The 20,858-nt window shown below is 66.9% G+C and carries 13 protein-coding genes and 2 pseudogenes; 12 read left to right on the top strand and 3 right to left on the bottom strand.

Going from position 1 to position 20,858, the window contains the following annotated elements; translation table 11 throughout:
* Positions 1 to 80 precede the first annotated feature (80 nt).
* Complete coding sequence (locus ACH4N1_RS23075) at positions 81 to 734, bottom strand: DUF6082 family protein (RefSeq protein WP_363087788.1); 654 nt, start codon at positions 732 to 734, stop codon at positions 81 to 83.
* A gap of 231 nt (positions 735 to 965) precedes the next feature.
* Between ACH4N1_RS23075 and ACH4N1_RS23070 the strand changes: the two genes are divergently transcribed.
* The 4 genes from ACH4N1_RS23070 to ACH4N1_RS23055 are packed head-to-tail and all read left to right on the top strand — an operon-like array spanning position 966 to position 5,336.
* On the top strand, positions 966 to 1,970 hold the full coding sequence (locus ACH4N1_RS23070; RefSeq protein ID WP_398099656.1) for a tryptophan synthase subunit alpha: 1,005 nt from the start codon (positions 966 to 968) through the stop codon (positions 1,968 to 1,970).
* 56 nt (positions 1,971 to 2,026) lie between these two features.
* On the top strand, positions 2,027 to 2,950 hold the full coding sequence (locus ACH4N1_RS23065) for a hypothetical protein (protein WP_398099843.1): 924 nt from the start codon (positions 2,027 to 2,029) through the stop codon (positions 2,948 to 2,950).
* Positions 2,947 to 4,218: a DNA cytosine methyltransferase gene (locus ACH4N1_RS23060; RefSeq protein ID WP_398099654.1), complete on the top strand. Its 1,272-nt coding sequence runs from the start codon at positions 2,947 to 2,949 to the stop codon at positions 4,216 to 4,218. The genes ACH4N1_RS23065 and ACH4N1_RS23060 overlap by 4 nt, the downstream gene beginning before the upstream one ends.
* Positions 4,218 to 5,336: a DnaB-like helicase N-terminal domain-containing protein gene (locus tag ACH4N1_RS23055; protein ID WP_398099652.1), complete on the top strand. Its 1,119-nt coding sequence runs from the start codon at positions 4,218 to 4,220 to the stop codon at positions 5,334 to 5,336. Before ACH4N1_RS23060 ends, ACH4N1_RS23055 begins: the two co-directional genes overlap by 1 nt.
* 349 nt (positions 5,337 to 5,685) lie before the next feature.
* On the opposite strand, the gene ACH4N1_RS23050 is transcribed toward ACH4N1_RS23055, so the two are convergent.
* Complete coding sequence (locus tag ACH4N1_RS23050; protein ID WP_398099651.1) at positions 5,686 to 5,862, bottom strand: hypothetical protein; 177 nt, start codon at positions 5,860 to 5,862, stop codon at positions 5,686 to 5,688.
* A 281-nt stretch (positions 5,863 to 6,143) separates the two neighbouring features.
* Between ACH4N1_RS23050 and ACH4N1_RS23045 the strand changes: the two are divergent.
* The 6 genes and pseudogenes from ACH4N1_RS23045 to ACH4N1_RS23020 all read left to right on the top strand — a co-directional run.
* Positions 6,144 to 6,308: pseudogene (locus ACH4N1_RS23045) on the top strand (DUF317 domain-containing protein); the annotation flags it as partial.
* A 56-nt stretch (positions 6,309 to 6,364) separates the two neighbouring features.
* Positions 6,365 to 6,775 (top strand): DUF317 domain-containing protein, encoded by a 411-nt coding sequence (locus ACH4N1_RS23040; RefSeq protein WP_398099650.1) that lies wholly within the window; start codon positions 6,365 to 6,367, stop codon positions 6,773 to 6,775.
* A gap of 49 nt (positions 6,776 to 6,824) precedes the next feature.
* Positions 6,825 to 8,075, top strand: a complete 1,251-nt coding sequence (locus ACH4N1_RS23035; RefSeq protein WP_398099648.1) for a helix-turn-helix domain-containing protein — start codon at positions 6,825 to 6,827, stop codon at positions 8,073 to 8,075.
* Between the two features lie 148 nt (positions 8,076 to 8,223).
* Positions 8,224 to 9,429: a hypothetical protein gene (locus ACH4N1_RS23030; protein WP_398099646.1), complete on the top strand. Its 1,206-nt coding sequence runs from the start codon at positions 8,224 to 8,226 to the stop codon at positions 9,427 to 9,429.
* Entirely contained in the window at positions 9,426 to 12,713 is a 3,288-nt protein-coding gene (locus ACH4N1_RS23025; protein ID WP_398099644.1) for a hypothetical protein, read from the top strand. Before ACH4N1_RS23030 ends, ACH4N1_RS23025 begins: the two co-directional genes overlap by 4 nt.
* A 606-nt stretch (positions 12,714 to 13,319) precedes the next feature.
* On the top strand, positions 13,320 to 16,094 hold the full coding sequence (locus ACH4N1_RS23020; RefSeq protein ID WP_398099642.1) for an RNaseH domain-containing protein: 2,775 nt from the start codon (positions 13,320 to 13,322) through the stop codon (positions 16,092 to 16,094).
* A gap of 285 nt (positions 16,095 to 16,379) precedes the next feature.
* On the opposite strand, the gene ACH4N1_RS23015 is transcribed toward ACH4N1_RS23020, so the two are convergent.
* The gene (locus ACH4N1_RS23015; protein WP_398099641.1) at positions 16,380 to 17,267 is read right to left on the bottom strand and encodes a DUF5655 domain-containing protein; all 888 of its coding nucleotides are present in this window, start codon (positions 17,265 to 17,267) and stop codon (positions 16,380 to 16,382) included.
* A 181-nt stretch (positions 17,268 to 17,448) separates the two neighbouring features.
* On the opposite strand from ACH4N1_RS23015, the pseudogene ACH4N1_RS23010 reads away from it, so the two are divergent.
* Together ACH4N1_RS23010 and ACH4N1_RS23005 are read left to right on the top strand one after the other, a co-directional pair.
* Positions 17,449 to 17,927, top strand: a pseudogene (locus ACH4N1_RS23010) (IS5 family transposase); the annotation flags it as partial.
* A gap of 957 nt (positions 17,928 to 18,884) precedes the next feature.
* Positions 18,885 to 20,447: a hypothetical protein gene (locus tag ACH4N1_RS23005; protein ID WP_398099639.1), complete on the top strand. Its 1,563-nt coding sequence runs from the start codon at positions 18,885 to 18,887 to the stop codon at positions 20,445 to 20,447.
* The last annotated feature ends 411 nt before the right edge of the window (positions 20,448 to 20,858 follow it).

Raw genomic sequence — 20,858 nt, 5'->3', positions numbered from 1 at the left:
CGACACCCTGCTGCACGTGGTGCCCCGTCCGCTCACGCCAGGCGAAGGAGTGGGCCGTATCCCGTAGCAGCGGGTCGAGGTTAGGCGGAAGGACGGTGACTGGGAGACATGTCCGGCCGATCTTGAAACTCCAGAAGGGCGGGCGGCGGCCCCGTCGCCACAGCGGCCCGGAAGCGTTCGTCCACCAGGCGAACAAACACACGATCCCGGCGATCGCCAGCCTCCATGGTGCGGTGCCACCCTGTTCCCTCACGCTCCCACTGTTCCCGCGCGATCTCCCCGCGGAAGTGCCCATCGAGTTTGATCGCGAGCTTCTCGACGGACAGATGGCCGATACGGAACCGCTGCAACAACTCCCCGAGAGCGAGAGACGTGATCAGATGCTGCTGATGCCGCTTCAAGGTCACCGGTGCAACAGGCGGTGCCCATGCCTGGAGCAAAATCGGGTCGCTCAGCGCGAGCGTCGCAAGCTGGAGGTGGCTGTCCCTGATGGCCTGCTCGTTGCTCGTACGTGCCTGCCGAACCTGGTAGAGGAGCGAGAGAGCCACACCGGCCAAAGCGATGGCTGAGAGCACGACGGAAACGGCCCCGTACGTCTGGCTGATGTCACTCAGCTTCCCCCAGTCCGTGCCCGCCGGAGCCACAGCGGCCAGTACGAACGGTGTCGCAACTATCAGCCCCAGCAGTCCAAGACCGAGCAGGACGTAAGCCACAGCCGTCAGTACCCAAGTCATGCGCTGCGCCGTGCCACTTCCAGTTGTCATCCGTCCCCCGCACGCTGGCTGACAGTTCGCTGACCAGAATGAAGCCCCTCTTCACGGCCGACAAGAGGCGCTCAATGCGGCGCCCGCACGATCGACCGGACAGCCCTGCACGGACGTCGCGGGCGGCCAGGAGGCCCCGGGCAGGCGCTCCGTGGTTTACCTCGACACGTCCGTCTTCTCTCCCGGGGGCGAGAGACCACCGTGACGCCACGGATCACCGCGCACTCGCCCAGCACCGCGCGCGCACCGCAAACCTCCCGCCGGACCGGCATCTGCACCCTCCACCTCACTACCCAACCGCAGCAGAGCGCCTACTCACCCGCGCCGTCGGCTCCGCCGGCCGGACACCACCCTGACCCCACCACGGCCCCAGCCGAGAAAGGTACCCCTCTGGCCACCACCCCTCCTCTGCACACCCTGCTCGCCCAACCCCGTAGCGCGCTGGGCACCTTCGTCCCAGCCGGCCTGCACTGCTCGCACGCAGAGCGTCGCCACCTTGGCCAACTCGCCCACGCGGGTACCGACCTCTTTGAGATCGGCCTCGCCCACCATGACGCCCACCTCGACGGACCTGTCATCCAGCACGCCTACCGCCGCGTACTGCGTAGCGGCGATGCCCTGGACAGCGCCGTCCGCGCGGTCGCGTATGCCGCACACCTGCGACCGACCGTCGTCATGACCTACTGGGAACCCGTCCAACGGCACGGCCCCGAATCCGCGGCCCGCCTCTTCGCCGATGCCGGCGCGTCCGGCGTGATGATCGTCGACCTGCCTGACCACCACGCCGAGTACTGGCAGGCCGCAGCACACCACGCGAACCTCTGCACCCCACGCCTCGTCCCGCGCCGCACCACCGACGACGACCTGGCCACCGTGGCCGCCAACGCCTCCGGGTGGCTCTACCCACCGGCTAGCGCTCAACCCACCGGCTACCGAGGGCCGCTCGACATCGCCGCCCTAGCTGCCTTCACCCGGCGCTTGCGCGCGGCGAGCCCTTTGCCGGTCGTGTCCGGCGTCGGGACTTCCACACCCGCCCTAGCGGCACACGTCGCGCCCCTGGTGGACGCCGTCGTCATCGGCACCCCCGTCGTCCGCGCTCTGGTCAGCACCCCCGAACAAGCGCCGCAGCTGGTCGCCGCGTTCGCCCGCGCCCTTGCTTCGACGGCCGCCACAGAGCCGCGCGCCCGCTCCCCTACCCGCCACTGAGCAGTCGACAGGACCACAGCGCACGCCGCACCTCCCCCCTACCTCAGGACAGTCCCATTTCAGATCATCCCCAGTTCCGCGCCCTCTCCCTCGGCGCGGGAGTCCAATCCAGCACCCTCCTTGCCCTGTCAGCAGAAGGTGTCCTCCCCAAGGTCGACTACGCGATATTCGCCGACACCGGATGGGAGCCCCGAGCGGTTTATGCCCACCTTGACCGACTGGAAAGGGAGGTAGCCGCCCCCGCGGGCATACCGGTACTTCGCGTGTCGGCCGGAAATATCCGCAGCGATGCTCTTAACCCCGATCACCGGTTCGCCTCCATGCCGCTGCATATCCTGAATCAGGACGGGCGACCTGGGATGACGCGGCGGCAGTGTACCGGCGAATATAAGGTGCGGCCGATCAAGCAGAAAGTGCGCGAACTTCTCGGCCACCCCTACCCGAACCGCATACCAAAGGGCGTTTTCGTCGAGCAGTGGGTCGGCATATCCACGGACGAATTCCATCGCGCGAAGGACGCGGACGTCAAGTACATGCGCAACCGGCACCCGCTACTGGACATGTCGTGGAGCAGGTCCGACTGCGTGCGCTACCTGACGTCATTCGGGCTCGCCGATACGCCGAAGTCGAGCTGCCTGGGATGCCCGTTCCACGGAAATGCGCAGTGGCGGCATATTCGAGATACCTCCCCGTCCGAGTGGGCGGACGTTGTCGAATTCGACGCGGCCATCCGGCAGGGCAATGCTCGCGCCAATGCGTCGGGCAGCCGATTGCTCGGCGAAGCATTCCTGCACCGCTCGCGCGTGCCGCTGAGCCAGGCGCCGATCGACCACGTCACCGCCGCCGAGCGGGCTGCCCTGCAGCTCAGCGCGGAGGAGGCCGAGGTCCTGGAGAGCGGTGTCGAGGACGGCTGCTCGCCCTGGGCGTGCCGCGGTGATACCGAGGCGCTGACGCAGGACGGCTTCGGGCTGGCTACATGATCCTCGACCTCTTCGCGGGGCCGGGCGGCTGGAGCAGGGCCCTGCAGGTCCTCGGCGTGCGCGACGTCGGGCTGGAATGGGACCAGTGGGCGTGCAAGACCCGGGCCACGGCTGGGCAGTTGACCATCCGCACCGACGTGGCAACGTATCCGACCTGGCCCTTCATCGGCCGCGCCCGCGGAATGATCGCTTCCCCTCTGTGCCAGGCGTGGAGCATGGCCGGCAAACGCCTCGGCCTGCTCGACCAGCCGCTGGTGCACGCGGCGGTCGAGGACCTGGCCGCCGGACGCGACACCCGCGAACGCCTCCTCGCCGCATGCCGCGACGAGCGCTCCCTGCTCGCAGCCGAGCCGATGCGCTATCTGTACGCCCTGAACACGGTCGACGAGCCCGACTGGGTCGCCATGGAGGAAGTGCCGCACGTCCTTCCCTTGTGGAAGCAGTACGCCGCCGTCCTGCGCGGGTGGGGGTTCTCCGTCTGGTACGGGATCCTCAACGCGGCCGACTTCGGGATCCCCCAGACCAGGAAGCGGGCGATCCTCCTGGCCTCCCGCGTACGCACGGCGCAGCCGCCCGCGCCCACGCACGCCCAACTCGCCGAACCTGAATCACTGTTCGGTCCGGGCCGCGCCCGCTGGGTCAGCATGGCCGAAGCCCTGGGCTGGGGAGCTACCGACCGCCCCGTCCCCACCGTCTGCGCGGGCGGTGGCCCCGGCGGCGGGCCCGAACCGTTCCCGTCGGGCTCCCGCAAGACGCTCTCCGACGCCCGCGAGCGCGGCACCTGGATGCCCCGGCCGGATGGGGTGGTCCTGCAGTCTCGGCGCGAAGGCGCGGGGTGGGCGGCCCGGCACGGCACCCGCGAGAACCGCGGCGCCGACGCTCCGGCACCGACCTTCACTGCCGAAGCCCACCGCTGGTCCTGGTCCCTGCGCAGCAACAACCAGGCCAACGCCACCGTCCGGCCCCTGTCCGAGCCGGCCGGCACCCTGTTCTTCGGACACCGCGCGAACGAGTGCACCTGGGTCGTCGAGCCCGCCTCGCCGCCGACCGAGGAGGCCGCCGCCCCGGCTGTCCCCGAGCCGATCCGGATCATCGCCCGCGAGGCCGGCCTCCTGCAGACCTTCCCCGCCGACTACCCCTGGGCCGGCAACAAGGGCCAGCAGTTCTCCCAGATCGGCAACGCCGTGCCCCCGCTGCTCGCCGGCCACCTCCTCGCCCCGCACCTCGGCCTCCCCCTCAACCCCGACGACTTCACCCTCGCCGTCTGATGCCCCGCACCCCCGAACCCGACGAAGACGACCTCGACACCCTCGTGTCCCCTCGACCGGTGTTCCACGTCGAGCAGGCCCTCCTAGGTGCTCTTCTCCTCGACCCGCACCGCCAGGACAACGTCAGCGGCATCGCCGCCGACTCCTTCTCCACCGCCGCCCACGCCGCCCTGTACGGCGCGATCACCATCCTGCCGCGACCCGACCCCGCCGAGCACGCGAAGAACACCCAGTGGCTCGACCGCGTACTCACCAAGGCCCAGGAACAGGCACGCGGGCTGACCGCCTCCTACCTGCACACCCTCGTCCAGGTCTGCCCCTGGCCCCGCCACGCCCCCGCCTACGCCCGCATGGTCGAGGCCGAACACGCCCGCCGCCGCCTGCACACGGCCGCCGAACGCCTCATCCACACCGTCCACGACGCCTCCCTTCCCCACCCCGTCCAGACGGTGCTCACCGAGGCCGACGCACTCGCCGCGGTCGCGGACGACATCGCCACCCGCTTCCCGCCCCGCGCAGGCGTCCTGCCCCGCACGCCGGCACCGCCGCCACCCGCCGCACCGCATCCGGCAGAGGCCGCCGAGGAGGAGCAGCTCCTCCTCGCCACCGCCACGGCCTACCCCGCCGGCATCGACTCCGTCCGGTGGCTGCTCCCCGACGACCTCACCGTGGCGCTGCACACCGGTCTGTGGCAGTGCCTGACGGCCCTGGCCCGCCGCGGCGAGCCCGTCGACCCCGTCACCGTCCTGTGGGAGGCCCAACAGCGCGGCCTGCTGAACGACGGAAGCGAACCGGGCGAGGTCCTGCGCATGCTCGCCGAACCGGCCGGGTCCGCCGAGCACTGGGGCGAACGGGTTCTGCAGCGCTCCCTCCTGGCCACAGCCGAGCACACCGGCCAGCGCATCCAGGCGTACGCGGACGACCCGGCGAACACCCCGTTCCAGCTCGTCGTCGGCGCCCGCCGCGCCCTCGCCGACGTCGCCGCCGTCCGCGCCCGGTGGCAGCACGCCACCGCAGCCACCCCACCGCAACTCCAGCGGCCCATGCCCACCACCCGCGCCGGACCGCCGACCACCAGGGCCGCGCCCACCGCCCGATCCTCACGAGCAACCCGGTAGCCCCCGACGACACCGGTGGCCGGGTACGAAGGCCCGGCCACCGGCAGGACAGATGAGACCCCCCACGTGACTCCCCTATCGACGCCCACGTCCGCCTCGACACCCACCCCACCCACCCCAGCGCCGTACAGGCCCTCGTGACCGGCACCCAGGCCAGCATCGCCGTCATGGCGCTGGAGGCGGGCGGCTGGGGCGTCGCCGCCACAGACGCCCTGGTCCTGGCCCGCATCGACCACGAGGAGCCCTACTGGGCCAACGACGCCGCCACGCACCTCGTCGCCGAAGGCATCACCGTCGACATCACCTCGCAACTCCGAGAGGCCATCGACGAGGAATGGAGCTGGCCGAACTACCCGATGCCGTGGTGCACCCGCAGCGAGATCCGCGAGGTCTCCAGCAAGCGCAGAAGATCCACGACGACATCCACCACCGCCAGCTCCACATTCACGCCCACGCCCACGACGGCCACACCACCGTCGCGGTCGGCACCTACCTCCGCCGAGGCGGCAAATCCGTCTACCTGCACGGCGAGGACCACCTGCGCCAGATCGCCGACACCTTCGACTCACCCGCCCAGGCCCTGCTCGCCTTCGAGAAAGTCCACGCAGTCGAGATGCGCACCGGACCGGCACCCCTTAGCGACACCGAACGCGAGGCCATCGCAGCTCGCTCCGTCTTCGACATCACCACGGCCAAGTCCGCGCCCCGCCCGGCGAAGCCGGAGACCGTGCCGATCTACCTGGCAGACGCCGGTGACCACGACGCGCTCCTCAACACCTTCCTCGGCACCCACGGCGAGTTCGAGAAGTGGCGGAACGCACCTGGCCCGACGACACCACCCACGCGATTCACGAATCACAGATCCTGCGCATCGAGCGCGTCCACGAAACCCACCCCCGTGAAACCGCCTGGACCGTGGCCGCGTACGAGACGCCCGTCTCCGACAGGATGTGGCACCTCACCGCGACCGGCACCACACCGGCCCCCGTGCTCCAGACCCTGCTGCACCACCTCGCCGAAGGCGACGGGTGGACACCTCCATCGGTAGCCCCGCCGACGAGAAGACCGTCACCGCCGCCACGAAGCCCCTCACCGACGCCGGGTGGAAGCACACCGTCGACGGACGCTGGATCCGCTGGACAAACCCGTCCGGGAACGCTGGCATTCAGTTCGACGCCTTCGCTGCCCAGCAGCCGACGAGCACGCTCACCACCTGGAACATCTGGGCCGGCCCCAGCATCGACCGCCCCTCCTGGACCCTCACGGCCTCCCCCTACACCCCCAGTTTGCTGCTCGCCGACCTCGCCGAAAATCTCGCCCACGGCACGGGGCCGCGGACGTACACGCCCGTGAAGGTGAAGCACCCCGCGCACCTCACCACCGCCCCCACAGGACCGCTCCCCAGAGCAACCACGGCACAGTCAAGCCGATCCGGCTGACGGAGCTGGACGGTTGCGATGAAGACTTCATCACGGTTCCCTGGGTGACATGCCACATCCGGTATGGAAGATCGACGCGACGAAACTGACCAAGATGCGGAAAGAACGCGGCTTGTCCCCAGAGGACGTGGCAGGCCGGATGGGGGTCTCCGGCCGGCTGATCCGCTACTACGAGGCAGGTGTGCATTCACCGTCCGTGTCTCGTCTGGGGGATCTGGCCCTGGCCTTGGAGTGCAGCCCAGAGGACTTGACCGGAGGCCCACGCGGAGAGGCGTCCTTGGTTGATCTCCGATACGCGGCCGGCCTCACGGCAGCGAGCGTGGCAGCGCGTCTTCAGGAAGGCCCGGCGGGTCACGGACACTTCATCGACTACCGCAAGATCAGGGACTTGGAGGAGGGGAGGAAGGTGGCAGGGAAGATGCTGCGAGAACCGGAAGCCTCCGGACTGCTGGCCGGCGCCCTGGCCCGGATGTACGGGGTCCCGCCCCGGGTTCTGGTGGACGCGTGGATGCGGAGCCGACCAGATGACGTCCCCCCGAAACTCCCTTCCAGTGGCAGGAAGCACTCATCCGCACGGGCAGAGGAGATCTGGGAGGGCCTCAATGAGCGGCAGCGCATCTACCTGACGGCCTGCTACCAGGAGGACCAGGAAGTTGAGCGTCAGGTGACGGCTGCGCGGGTGGCCGGTTCGGGGAAGCGGATTCCTGCGGCGGAGTGGAGGAAGATCCCGTTCACGATCAAAGCCGACCCGGAGTTCACGGGGTACACGGCCCTTCAGGACCGCCTACGGGTACTGGGGGAACATGACGCTGGTGCTGGCCAGACTTTGAAAGCTCTAGCCACGCGCGGGCTTGTCCAGGTCTCGGAGGACCAGGTCGAGGTGTTCCCTTTGGGCTTCGTTCCACGGATCCGAGTGGAACTCACCCGCTTGGGCCGAGCCTGCGCACGAGCAGGTCTAGGTGAGGCACTTCCGCCTCGGCGGCCGGCTGACCTGCTTTCAGAGTGGCTGTGGTCCAGCCTGATGAAAGTGGCTTCTGCCGAACCTGATGGCCTTGCAGAGGACGACATGTGGGGGAAGTCGAAGTTCTACCTGGGAACGGGGTACCGACCGCACGGGCCGCGCCGCGGCCGGAGCCGGGGCCTGATTGACGAGTTTCCGGTACGAGAGGGGGAGGGCGAGGAGGCATTCGTGCGGGAGTACCGGTGGCGGCTGACTGACGCCGGACGTCAACACATCGCCCAGCACCGGGACACCTATCAAAGCATGTACCCAAATGTCACTATTGTGGAGCTTACGTAGGAGATTTCCACGGCCACTTCATCACTCGAACTGATGAATCACCGCTCAGTCCTCTGCGGGGCATTGGTGCACACCTAAGGTCGATCAGGTGAACACACGCTCTACTTCCGCTGGTTCAGCGCATGACGCTGAGGTTCGGCATGTCGTCATGACCGCTGCCGCCATGGCCGCGAGGGCACTGACGGGGTCCGACAGCACCACGGATCCGGAAGTCCGCCTCAAGGAGATGAAGGATGCCCACGGGAGAATCCTGTGGGCACGGGGTCCGGGAAGGCCCCTGACCTTCACCAGGTTCCGGGAGATGCTGGCGGAAGACCTGTCGGCGCTCCTGCCCGACGAGGTGGACGCCGGCGAGATGTCCGGCTTCTACGCCATTACCAAGGACGGAGAATTTGAGGAGGACTCCTACGATCTGGAGTTGGAGCAGCGGGCCGTCCTGGAGGCGCTCGACAAGGCGTCATGGAACGGCCGGTCAGCGATGGGCGATCGAGTCAGCGACGAGCTGCACCAGACACTGGTGCACCGGGAGCTGATGAAGGGCCGCTCGCAGGAGTCCTACTGTGCATGGCGGTCCGCCCTGATCAAGACTCCCGCGGGGCCCGCCCGGGAGCTCCGCCGTCTTGATCTTCCCGCGAAGCTCGATGAGTTCTACGAACCTGTCCGGTTCGACGCGCTCTACGACCAGCGGTGGTGGTTCGCGTGCCCGTTCTGCTCGTGGCCCATGAAGATCACGCTGCATGGCGAGAAGCGGGGCGCTGCGGGGAAGGTCCGTTGCTTCCACCGGCCGCACGCCCGGCAGGGGGCTCGGTACGAGTTCACGGTTCCTGACAGCGGTAAGGCACCGGAGCTGCGGCCCGTCGGCAGGCCGTTGAAGCCCGAGGGGAATGCGAGCGTCCTGTTCAAGGACATCACGGGCCAGATTCCCGAGCCGACCCCGGAGAAGGGACACAGGGCCCTGGTGCGGGGGGTGTGGCGGTGCACGACAATCCCGGGGATTCCCGAACTGGGCTTGTATGACGCGTTGTCGAGGCCGGTCGTGCAGAAGAAGGGGGTGGTCGTGGAGCTGTGGCCGGATATGGACACCTACGACCTGCGGGTCATGGTGACGCGGAAACGCGGGGCGAGGACTGAGTTCAAGGTCGATGTGAAGGACTACACCTACGCGACGCTCCTGGCGGACAAGATCACCGCTGACCGAGGCGACGGGGGCGGTGCTGACTGGCTGGTCGTTCCAGACTTCCGGTACGAGACGGTTCCGATGCTGCAGGACGTGAGCCGGAAGTGGATGCAGGTGGCGACCACCGGCGACTTCGGCGCGCGCGTGTGCAAGGAAGCGGGTGCGACGTGGGCGTGACGAAGAAGCTGTCCAAGGGTGTCGGTTCGGCATCGGCCGCGTTGGCCCTGGCGGCGCACTACTTCCCGGAGAAGGACGATGACGGCAATCTGGTGGCGTCGTTTCGTCACGCATCGTTCTTCTTCACCGGCCACCTGGACCTGTGGGACCAGTGGCGGGAGATGCCGCTCGCGGACAAACAGCGGATCGCCGGTGTCATCCGGTACGGGCGGCAGGACTTCGCCTCATCGGGGGTGTTCACCCGGTTCGTACGGGGATGCCTGGCGGGGCAGTCTCCGGACGGCAGCATCCCGTTCGAGGCGGTGGGGGATCCCGGCAGCGCCGTGTCCGCGAGACCGCGAGTCGGCGGCGCTCTCCTCGCCCATGCTGACAACATGCTGGAGAGGCTGTCGAAGTCGTACGGGCGCAGGAGGGCGCATCCCCCGGCCGGCCCGGGGACGTGGCTGACTGCCAAGCGGTACGCGTCAGGGAAGGGTGAGATCGTCGGCCGGGCAGTCATCCCGGCAACCGGCACCTTCACCAGCGGGAAAGACCTCGACGACCTCCCTGAGGTGCATACGCTCCCCTACGAGCCGGGGCTGAAGATCCCCACACCGGCTCTTCTGGAGCATGCGAAGGAGGTCGACCAGGTCCGCTACGAGAAGCACGGCAAGGACGGGTACCTCTTCGACGTCCTGTCCAAGCTCTTCGACGAGCTACAGACGAATGACGACATCAGCGTCGATGAAGCTCTGGCGCTCCTCGCCGGGCCCATTGAGATCTTCAACGCCCCTACCGGAACCGGGAAGAGCGTCCTGGTAAGGGCCGCGGCGTCGTGGCTCGCTGTCAACGGATACACGATCACGCTGGTCCTCCCGACCGTCGAGGCGACCCTGTCCGCCGCATGGGAAATCAGGGAAGACCTCAAGGCCCTCGGCAGTACGAAGACCTGCGCCCCTCTGATGTCACCCTCCCGGCTCCACGAGCGGGCCATGAAGCTGGCCTCCCGCATCGAAGGCCCTCTCATCGGCCAGGACAACGAGACCCTGTGGCGTCTCGACACCCTCTCCTACGGGTGCGCTCTCAAGCACGCGACGACCAGCACACACCCTTACCCTCCGGGCGGCGAGTCGTGCCGATACCTGGGCCCCATCCCCCCAGTAACGGGGAGTCGGTCCTGCCCATGGATGCAGACCTGCGGAAAGTACGAGCAGCAGCGCCAGGCGTGCGAAGCCGCAGTCGTGGTGACCAACCACCACAGCTTCATGGCCGGGCGGATCCACATCGGCGTCATGCTCGACGGCAAGAAGGCTGGCGACCTGTCCGTGGCCGAGTTCGCGTTCCGCCGCTCACACGCCGTCCTGATCGACGAGGTCGACCAGTTCCAGTCCGTAGCGGTCGACATGTGCTCCAGCGAGCTGATTCTTGACTCCCGGCAGCGCAAGAGCATTCCTCTCCGCGACCTGGACGACGACCAGCGGATCATGTCACCCGAGGCGGTCAAGGAGCTGTGCCCCACCATCAGCCACGCCCGCTACCTGGCGGAATTCCTCCTCGCCGCACTGTGTACCGACGAACTTCACCTGCGCTACTACGAGGGCCGGGACGAGGCCAAGGACACCCACGGCTCGAACAGCAGCATGTGGCACCTGTCCGGGTCACGGGACCGGCGCCTGATCACGCTCTTGTTCCCCGAGGCGGATGTCACCGATGCCCAGGAGATCCCGGCCGAGCTGTTCGACAAACTGAACGCCCTGCACCCAGTGCACCCGGAATCGCTCGAGGACCCGCTTCTCCTGGGCCGCTTCCACGACGTCCCCTTGGAACCGCACCTGGAAGACGTACGGGAGGTGTTGGAGGACCTCCTCGCGTCGCGGGGAGAAGACCTCCTCACGCTAGCCCGATCGGAGATGGACAAGATCCTCAAGGACGCCGTCCCCAACGGCTATGACCGTGGCGAGGCCATCGAGCTTCTGATCATCCGCGTATGGCTGGCCGAACTGGACATGACCCTTGAACGCCTCCGAGGGAAGACCGCTCAGTTCAAGGCAGCGGGGCTCCCCTCAGCGCAGAAGCTCGGCGAGAAGCTGGAGACCGGCGTAGCGTCCGGCATCCTGCCCTACGGCATGCTCGGCAAGGGCATCTTCGGCTACCGGGTCACCGGCCTGGACGAACCGGAGAAGTCCGCCGAACTCACCTCGCAAAGCATCTCCGGCGATCCGCACACCTACACCGCGCAGCTCGGCGGCATCGTCTCTCTCGTGCTAGCCGGCGTCGAGCGTCCGGTCATGGGCCTTTCAGCGACCGCATACTTCCCCCAGGCCGTACGTGAGCACGTCCACGGCCGTGTGAAGTGGTGGATGACCGACGCCGACCCGGAAAGCATTAGCGCCATGCAGGCGCCGCTCAAGGACGCGCTCAACCGCGACATCCAGATCTCCGGACTGCCCCAGCACCTGAAGAGCAAGGCACTCAACGCACTCGGGGAGAAGCTCTACACCGACAGGATCCACCCCGAGCTCACCGAACTCCTCAAAACCGACCCCGACCGGGCCCACGTGGCGGTCGTCGTCAACTCCTACGAGCACTGCCGCCACATCGCCGCCGGAATCTACGCATCCGGCGACTACCGCGACGGTCTGTGCGTCGCGGTCCCCCCGGAAAAGTACCGGCGTGACCGACTCCGGGAGGCCATCAAGCTCCCCCCTGGCGTCATCGAGCTGACACCAGAGGAATTCACCACTTTCCCCAAGCGCGGGAAGATCCTCGTCGTCCCCATGGCGAGGATCGCGCGCGGCCTGAACATCGTCATCGGCCGCCGGTCGGCGATCACCAGCGTCTACCTGTGCACGCGGCCCCTCGCACTGCTCACCGACCCGCCGGAGATGTACGCCTCCATCAACGCTGCCGGGCTCAACGCCGTCACTCCCGCGAGTGACCCTCTGGAAGTCCTTCGGAAGGCGAGAGAGACAGCCTGGTCCCGGCTCCGGCTGATCATGCGCTCCGCGCCCGGGTTCGTCAGTGCCCACAAAACCCTCCAGGAGGAGATTGTCGCCGGGATGATCGTCGACATGATCCAGCTCGCCGGCCGGGCCCGCCGCGGCGGCACGGACATGACGCTGCACCTGGTGGACTACGCCTTCCACAACGACTCGTGGAAGTCCGACTTGAAGAACATCCTGCGCCGGATGCACGAGCAGTGGCCCCGGGACGTCAAGCGGAGAATGGATGAGATCTACCGCGAAGCGCTCGCCGCGTTCCTTGCGTACGCCGGGATCAACTCCGAGGAATCAGAAGGGCATTAACCGCCCGTCCAGCCGTGCTATGGTGTCGCACGGCTGGACGCGCACTGCCCAGGCGAATGACGGAAGCTCCCATGCAGCGACCGTTAGCCAAAGGCCCCGTTGGACCCGCGCGATGAAGTCCCGTTTTCGGGCACGTACATCACTGCCAGGCATCGTCAACGTCTCGGCGGGAAGCATGGGATACCGCGCGAGGGAACAGACATGCCCAAGCGGCAAAACCCGTTGCACAAGGACGCCCGCAGGCTCCAGCGGCACACGAACTACAACTACACGCAGGCCCTGGCTATCCTCCGCCTGCTCCAAAAGCCTGCAGCGCGATCGCCCGAGGGATTCTCCGCCGTGGCTAAAGCCCTCCTCCTCAATCGGGATCAGGCACACCTCGGCCCTGTTTTCAGCGCTCTTTCCCCGGCGATGGCCGACAAGTTGCGCTTCCACTTCACGGGAATCCGTCGACTCGGCAGCTACATCGTCAATGACGACTACCTGATCGGCCGTGGACCACGGCCAGCGGCCGATGAGGTCCCTAACGACGAGATCCTCCCCCCTGCCTCGCACTCCTCCATCCCGGCGTACCGCCATACGGCCAGAAACGGAGCACTCCTCCCGATGACCGCTCAGCCGCCCACGGGCCAACCGTCCAAGGTCAACAAGAAGCAGCGGCTGAACGTCGCCGCATACCTGTGCACCCCGCAGCTCCTCGACGGCGCCACCGTCGTGGTCCGCGAGTTCGACAACGGGTTCAAGAACCTCTGGAGAGGTATCGACCGCGCCTACAAGGACCTCGCCGGCCGAGAAGAGGTCCAGGCCCCCCACTCCATCGTCACGACCGCGCTGCGCTGCCTGACCGGTGGCTACGTCCACTTCGATCCCTGGGCCGGCGTCCTCGTGACCCGAGTCGAGATCGACAACGACACCCTCCGCGACGCCTTCACCCTCATGGTCGGCATGGCCATGGGCACCCCCATCGACCAGATCAGCCTCAAGATTCCCGACCCGCTGGCCGTGAAGGTCGCCAACACCCCGCAGGAACGCCGCCTCCTCGCCGACTACCTCATCACCAACGAGAACGGCCAGCCCGAAGCACCGGGCTGGGTGTACCGGACGGTAACGTGGGACCTGTCGATCCGTCTGGCTGAACGTCCATGGGAGGTTGACGGGCAGGAGATCACGCTCCGCCCGGACAGCGAGGGCGGCCTGATCGCATGGGGCCACCCCTGGTCGAACAAGAACGGCACAGCGCACGCCGTGGCACGCATCCGGCTGTCCATGAAGACCATCCCCAACCTCTCACACCCCGTGCTCCTGGTCTCCTCCCAGGTGACACGCCTCAAGTCCAACATGGCCTACGCGCGCAAGGTGCTCGTCGAGCAGGCCGACTCCGAACTCCCGCTGGTCGAGGTCGAGATGGACGGCCGCAGCAAGATCCGGCGGATCAACCGGATGGCGCTCCAGATCCTCGCCAAGCTCGGCATGGACTACACCCCCCTGACCCTCATCCAGAACCGCGCCCAAGCCGAGGCCGACCACGACGCCGCCACGCAAGACGCTGAAGGCGTCGAGGGCGAGATCCGGGAAGCACTCCCCCCGATCGGCCCGGACAGCAAGATCCGCCCCATCCAGGGCAAGAGCTACAAGTTCCCCATCGGACGCGGCGTCGGCATGCACCACATGCGCGAGCTCGACCGGCACATCCGCGACGTCTTCGGCGACGCCGCGACCAGCCCCGACATTCACCTGAGCACCCGCGGATTCCCCCGCAACGACCCGAAGAACCCCCTCCCCGCCCCGACCGAGGTGACCCGCTCCCTCAGGTCCATGGGGTACGAGCACCTGCGGATCGTCTGCCTGTGGAGCAAGGACGAGAACCGCATCCGCATGATCAACGGGCTGTGTGACGCCTACCACCTGCCCGCCAGGAGCATCGACCCCGCCGACGGCATCCCCGTCCCACTGCACGCCGACACCGTCAGCGTCGTGTTCCACCACGCCCCCTCCTTCCTCGCTCACGGCCCCGCCACAGGACGCGCCAGGCTGGTTGACGAACTTCCCTTCCTCCACCGAGAACCGGGAACGCTCGTAGCAGCCTGGGCCGAGACCGAGTACACGCCCGAGTCCATCGAGGACACCACCGAGGACGAGGCCACAAAGAACCAGCGAGACCGACGCCAGCGGACGAAGACCGACGAGACCGACGCCAAGTACCAGGGACGCCGGATCATCGCCCAGAAAGGCATCGTGTCGCAGTACATCGCCGACATGAAGCAGAGCAAGCGCAAGCGGGACCAGGGCAAAGACCACCAGGCGCTCTACTCCCTCGTCGACCTGCACCGCAACATCGGGATCCTCGACGAGCGCATCGACACGGCCCTGACCGATCCCATCGGCACCCACGCTCCTCTTGACGTCGCGCACGTCGGGATCCACGTACGCCGGCAGAGCAAGCAGCACCCCAAGGAGAAGGCGAAGATCTGCATCACCGCAGTCGCCCTGGTACCCCCTGCCACAGAGGGAAGCGCCTGGACGCTCCACGGCTGGAGCTACACCAGCCCCAAGTGGCAGAACTACAACGACGCCATCGCCGCCTTCCACGCCCTCGACTACCCGACCGGCAAGATGACCGAGCTGGTCGCCGACAACCAGGGCTACAAGAAGGTCGCCGAACAGATCGACCAGGCACTCTCCGACCTGACCACCCACATCGGCCGCCTCCCCTACACCGTCACCGTGGACGGCGTCGGAACCCGCAGGCTGTGGGGCGGCCTCCATAACAACAAGCAGGGCCTGACCGGTGAACCCGGAGACACCTGGCTCCCCGGCAGCACGCTACGCCACCAGGACCGGCCCATCGCCGTCATCCGGATCAACAAGAGCACGGACGAGGTGCCACAGCCGATCAGCGTCAGCCGGTTCGACGCGGACGAGAACCTGATCGGCACGAACGCCACTACGACGTCGCTGTACCGGCTCGACACCGACCGCGGCACTGCCGCCTGGATCCTGTCGAACGTCCCTCACCAGTACGACGGGAACGGGGCCGGGCGTCTCGGCGGAGACAAGACCCGCTGGACCGCCGGCCACGGCTCCAAGGAAAAGGGCGACCTCTCAAAGAACGAGGTCGCCGCCAACTGGTACGCGATGAACGGCACCGAGATCTACCCCTTGCCCCTGGCACAGGGGGTAGACCCGGAAGTCCTCGCCAACCTCACCGCGCGACTGTGCAACCGCCCCTTGGCATGGAGTAATCGAACCCGCTACCCCGTCCATCTCCACGCCGCCCAGCAGATGGACCTAGACCACCCGCAGTACCGTCGCACAGCCCCCCAGGAGGACAACGAGGCGGAGGCGACCGGCGACACACAGCAGGCCGCCGACCAGGAGTAGCCCAGCCATCCCGGCGGAGGCAGTGGCGCCGACCCTGGGGATGCCGACGCAGTGAATGCGCGTCAACGGGTGGCGCGCTACGCGGGGCGACGATCGCTCAGAGCGCTTCGCCCAAGAAGGCCGAGGCAGCGGCACAACATAGCGGGGGATCGCCGGTTAGCCAAACTGGCAATCCCCCGCATCATTGCTGGTCCACCGCCACTACCTGCCCGTACGTCGAAAGGCACCACTCAGACGCCCCCAGCCCAAGCGCATCACGCTCATGACCAAGGTGCCGTCAAGCGATCACGCTGCCGCGTAGCTCGCACGGAACAGGTCCTGAGCACGGTCCAGGTCCCGCTCCGTACGAAGCTGCACCTCCAGGTCGCCCGTGCCGTGGTGCCCGAGCCCTGTCACATCCCGGGTGAAGCCGGGGACGAGGTCGACGCCCTTCGGGTCGGCCTTGAGGTAGACGAGGAGCTTGGCCTGCTGCGGAGGGCAGACGCAGGCGAAGTTCCGCAGCCGCTGGTAGGCGGCGTACTGCTTGCGCTGAACCCGGGTGACGCCGTCCCCTATGCCGAGCAGCGCCTCGTCGACCGCCTCGGCCAGTTCCGCCATCGCCTCGTCCCGCCTTCGGGCCGACGGCAGCCCAGCTGCACGCCTGCGGGCCCGCTTGGCGACAGCCGACTGCCCGGTGACCGACGCCACGGTCTCAAGGCCGATGTGCTCGGTGCCGAAGTACCGATAGCGGACCAGGTCGATGCTGCGCCGGTGCTCGCGTACGGCATGCGCGTCGTAGCGGGTGACGTCGCCGGCGACGCAGATCAGGCAGGTTGCACTCCACAGGACCTGGGACGCAGCCGAGCCCCCAAGCCGCTCGCGGACCAGGTTCTGGAAGGCGTCCTTGTGCCCCATCAGCCACGCCATGTAGTAGAGGCCCTGATTGATCACGCCGGCCGCGGTTCCGCGCTTGAATTCGACGACCACGGGTGCCCCATTCTCGTCAAGCCCCAGGGAGTCGATCCGCCCTCCTACGACACAGTCGATGACGTACTCGCTCGCCAGAAACCGCACGCCCAGTATCGTCTCCATGTTGGCCTCAATGAGGGCCTGCACATCCGCCTCGACCTCAGCAAGATGCGGCACGGCCTCCGTTACGCCGCCCTCGAGGTTGAACAGTCTCAGCCCCGACACCTCCCCTTCCTCGGCTACGGGGCTGCGACAACAGACGGTTGTGCGTTCTTCCCGATCGCTGGATCCGCGTGCACGAGGCCCTCCAAGTCCGCGGCGGGCCTTGTCGCACGTCGGGTCGCACGAACCGCTCAGCGCCTCCACTAGAGCGTGTCTCTTTGATGGGTTGGTCGGTTGATCGGACGTGTCCGTCCGATCAGTGATCACCGATGCGATGTGGGACCGAATCGAGCCGCTGATGCCGGCCGATCCGGTCCGCGGGCGGCGATGGGCCGACCATCGCCGCACCCGTGAGACCATCGCGTGGAAGTACCGCACCAACTCGCCCTGGCGAGACCTTCCCGACGGGCTCGGCTCATTCAAGACCGCTCACAAGCGGCTAATTAGATGGGCCGTCGACGGCACCTGGGAGATGATCCCGTCCGCCGTCCTGGCGACTGCGGACGCCGACGACGACCTCGACGGGACGGTGTCAGTGGACTCCACGGTCGTCCGGGCCCACCAGCACGCTGCCGAAGCACGCAAAAGGGGCTGCCCACCCCGGCGAGCCCGCCGATCATGCGCTCGGCCCCTCCCGCGGCGGGCTGAGCACCAAAGGTCCACCTGCCCGCAGACGGCCGCGCACGGCCCCTCGCTTTCACCGTTACCGCAGGGCAGGCAGGGCGCCACCGACCTGCTCGAAGCTGACAGGTACGTGATCCGCTGCGCAATGCCGGCGCCTGGCGCCTGCCCCACCATGGCGAACCCGGAAGCCGCGCTTTCCACCAGGTGGCCGCAACGCTGTGGCGAGCGCGGAACCGCAGCAGGCCGGGCGCTATCCGGTTCAGCCGAGACACCGACGGCACCGTCTACGTCAGGGCCGCTGGGCCGAACAAGTCGAAGCCGTCCGGAACGACGAAGGCCCCCGACCGGCTCCAACGAGCCTGGCACCTCCGGGGATCACTGGCGCTCACCACCAGGCTGGACGCCTCGGAGAGCGGATGGCAATCGAATACGCGAGCCCGCCAGCAAGCGTCGATCATGTAGCCGCGCTGCGTAGTCGGTCATTCAACAAACGCCAGACGCAGGCACCTCTGCCAGATGCAGCATGCCTGCAGCGGTGGCTTAATGAATATAGACGACGAAGAGATCTCATCGGATCTCCCGCCGCAGGACAAATCTTTTACTCCGACGAAATAAACCGGGGCTGGTCTGGAGTCTTAGTAGTGGCTCTGATCGAGTGGCTAATCCGGTTCGGCGAATCAATTTAGCAATTCTCTGACCGAGGTGATCGAGGTGGCGGCTCACGGCGTTCTTCTCGGCTCGGCAACCTCTTCTGCTGAGGCTGCTCTGCAGGCCGTGTCTATCGCAGCTGGTCTCCTTGTCGCTGCGCGTCTGCTCGCACTGTGTGTCACGCCGAAACGGAAGACGAAAAGGAGTGACACGACGTGGCGATGGTTGGCCTGGGGCGGCTTCCTCCTGCTGGCACTCTCGACCGTCGGTTGGACATGCATCGCTCAGGACGCTACGCCCTGGCAGTCTTCCCCCGGAACCTGCGCGGTCACGTCGGTAGGCTCTGCAATAGGCGTAGCTACTTTCGGCTGGATAGGACTCGGGAGCCGCTTGCGTATACATGTGAATGTGCGCAAGGCGGACGGCAAGGACGACGTAGTGAGCGCCGCGTACATGATGCAGCGCATCGAACTCATGGGCAGCAATCGCCCTCGTGGGCTGTACGCCCCGAAGGGGGTGGATGTCTCCACGCTGCCGGAAGAGGCGGTTGCTGCTCTGCCACCCACGGAAGGGAAATTCGTCAAGAGTATCGTGGGCCTGCTTCGAGCCCTGGCTGCCGTCGCACCCTGGCGCGCGGACGTGGCGCTGATCGATGGTGCGACAGCGACGGTGGATCTGCGGCGCAACGGATGGCAGGTGGATTCGACACTCATCTTCCTCGACGAGCTGGGAATTCATCCCGACCTCAGAAAAACAGCGTTCCCCCAGGAGGTACTCACAGCAGCATCCGCTTTTGTCCTGCTCAGAATCAGCGATACGCACCTGAACCTGAAGCGAGGGCTGTGCGGGACACGCCACTGGCGCAGTCTCGCGTGTCAGGTCCTGTCAGCGACCCCACCCTGGGCAGGTGATTCCGCAGTCTCCCGGAGACTGCTGGCCAAGGCCGTCGATAAGGATCCGAGGAATAGTGCCGCCCGGCTGGGCTACCTAGTGTGTCGGTACGGATCCATGGCGGAGACGCTAGAAGACCAATCCCGCTATATTGGGCGGTTGGAGCAGTTTCGTGACACTGTCGAAAATCCGGAGGATGAAGATGACCTAAAGGGTATCGGATACCTCCCACTCCGGGTGCGCACCCTCTTGACCCTCATCACGGCTCGTATCAATTATGCGGCTCAGCGCCGCTCCGGATTTGACGACCTTAATATGGAAAGCGACGCACGGAATGACCGCGAGAAGCTAGAAAAAGCTCTCAATGAACTTCGGACGGAGAAGGAAAAATCGGTGCGCCTCGCGCCCTTCTATGAAGAAGTTGAACCCAACTCGAGAATACTGATAGTGCACTTGAATAAAATGTTGGGGGAGTCTCAAGAATTTAACTCGCTGAAGGAGGGAGAGACATCTCTCTTGTGCTCCTATAATTTGGCATGCCTCGATATGGCGGACGCTGCAATCGGCGCGGTGCTCGACAGAGCGCTTAACAGGCTCGACTTCGCGTTCGGAGATACGAAGTACCGAAAGGCCGCGCTCACCGACCCTGTCCTTCAGCCCCTCCGGGACAATCGGCGCTCCGAACTGATGGCGCTCCTCGGGAAGCCCCGGCTTTCGGACCTCGAGGTCTTGCAGCCGCATGTCGCCCCACTGGAGAGAGACGGCATCCGCTATCCCGGGGAACTGATCGCCCGCACCGCCGATGACACGCAGGTGAAGGAGCTTGCCACAGCCCTGAAGGTGCCGAAGGCCACGGTGGAGTGGATACGAGAGGTGTGCCAACTCGTGGAGTCCTGCCCCGATCAGCAGCAGGCGCTGGCGTGGACGAACCTCCTCACCCGCGAAGGCCTCGACGGGCAGCAGGCGCTGCGGAGTCTGGACGAAGCTGAGACGCAGCGTCTGGAGAAACTGGCGTGGACAGCGGACGCAGTGCCGCTCACCCCCGGGATCCTCGCCATTTGGGCGAATAGCACCCGCTGAGGCAAGGCGAACGCGGGTACACACTCTCAGGCAGGCACCCGCGAAGAGGGTCTTCAACGCGCAAGCATGCCCCCGCGCCCATCTCGGTCCTCCGGCCGGGCCACCGGCGCCCTCATGCGGGACGGCATTGAGTTTCGCCACCCCTCCGGCAATGGCGCCACCACCCTGCTGATCCGCACCAGACAGGGCGACCGCTGGCCGAACCCGACCACTGGCTGGTGGGCATCGACGCCAGCACCTGGCTGGTGACCAGCGACAGCGCATCCGCCGTCCGGGCCGCCGCCGAGGCGTCCGGCTACCACCACCTGGGGACATGGTGGAATACGACGCCCGCACAGTCACCTCCTCCGACAGCCCCGGATCGTAGGGGACGCCTGGCTCTTTGTTGCGGACCATGACGTCGTCACACGC

Source organism: Streptomyces sp. NPDC017202 (genome assembly GCF_044331705.1).
Classification (GTDB): Bacteria; Actinomycetota; Actinomycetes; order Streptomycetales; family Streptomycetaceae; genus Streptomyces.
The sequence above is the reverse complement of the archived record's forward strand: the minus strand, read 5'-3'. Positions and strand labels throughout refer to the sequence as shown.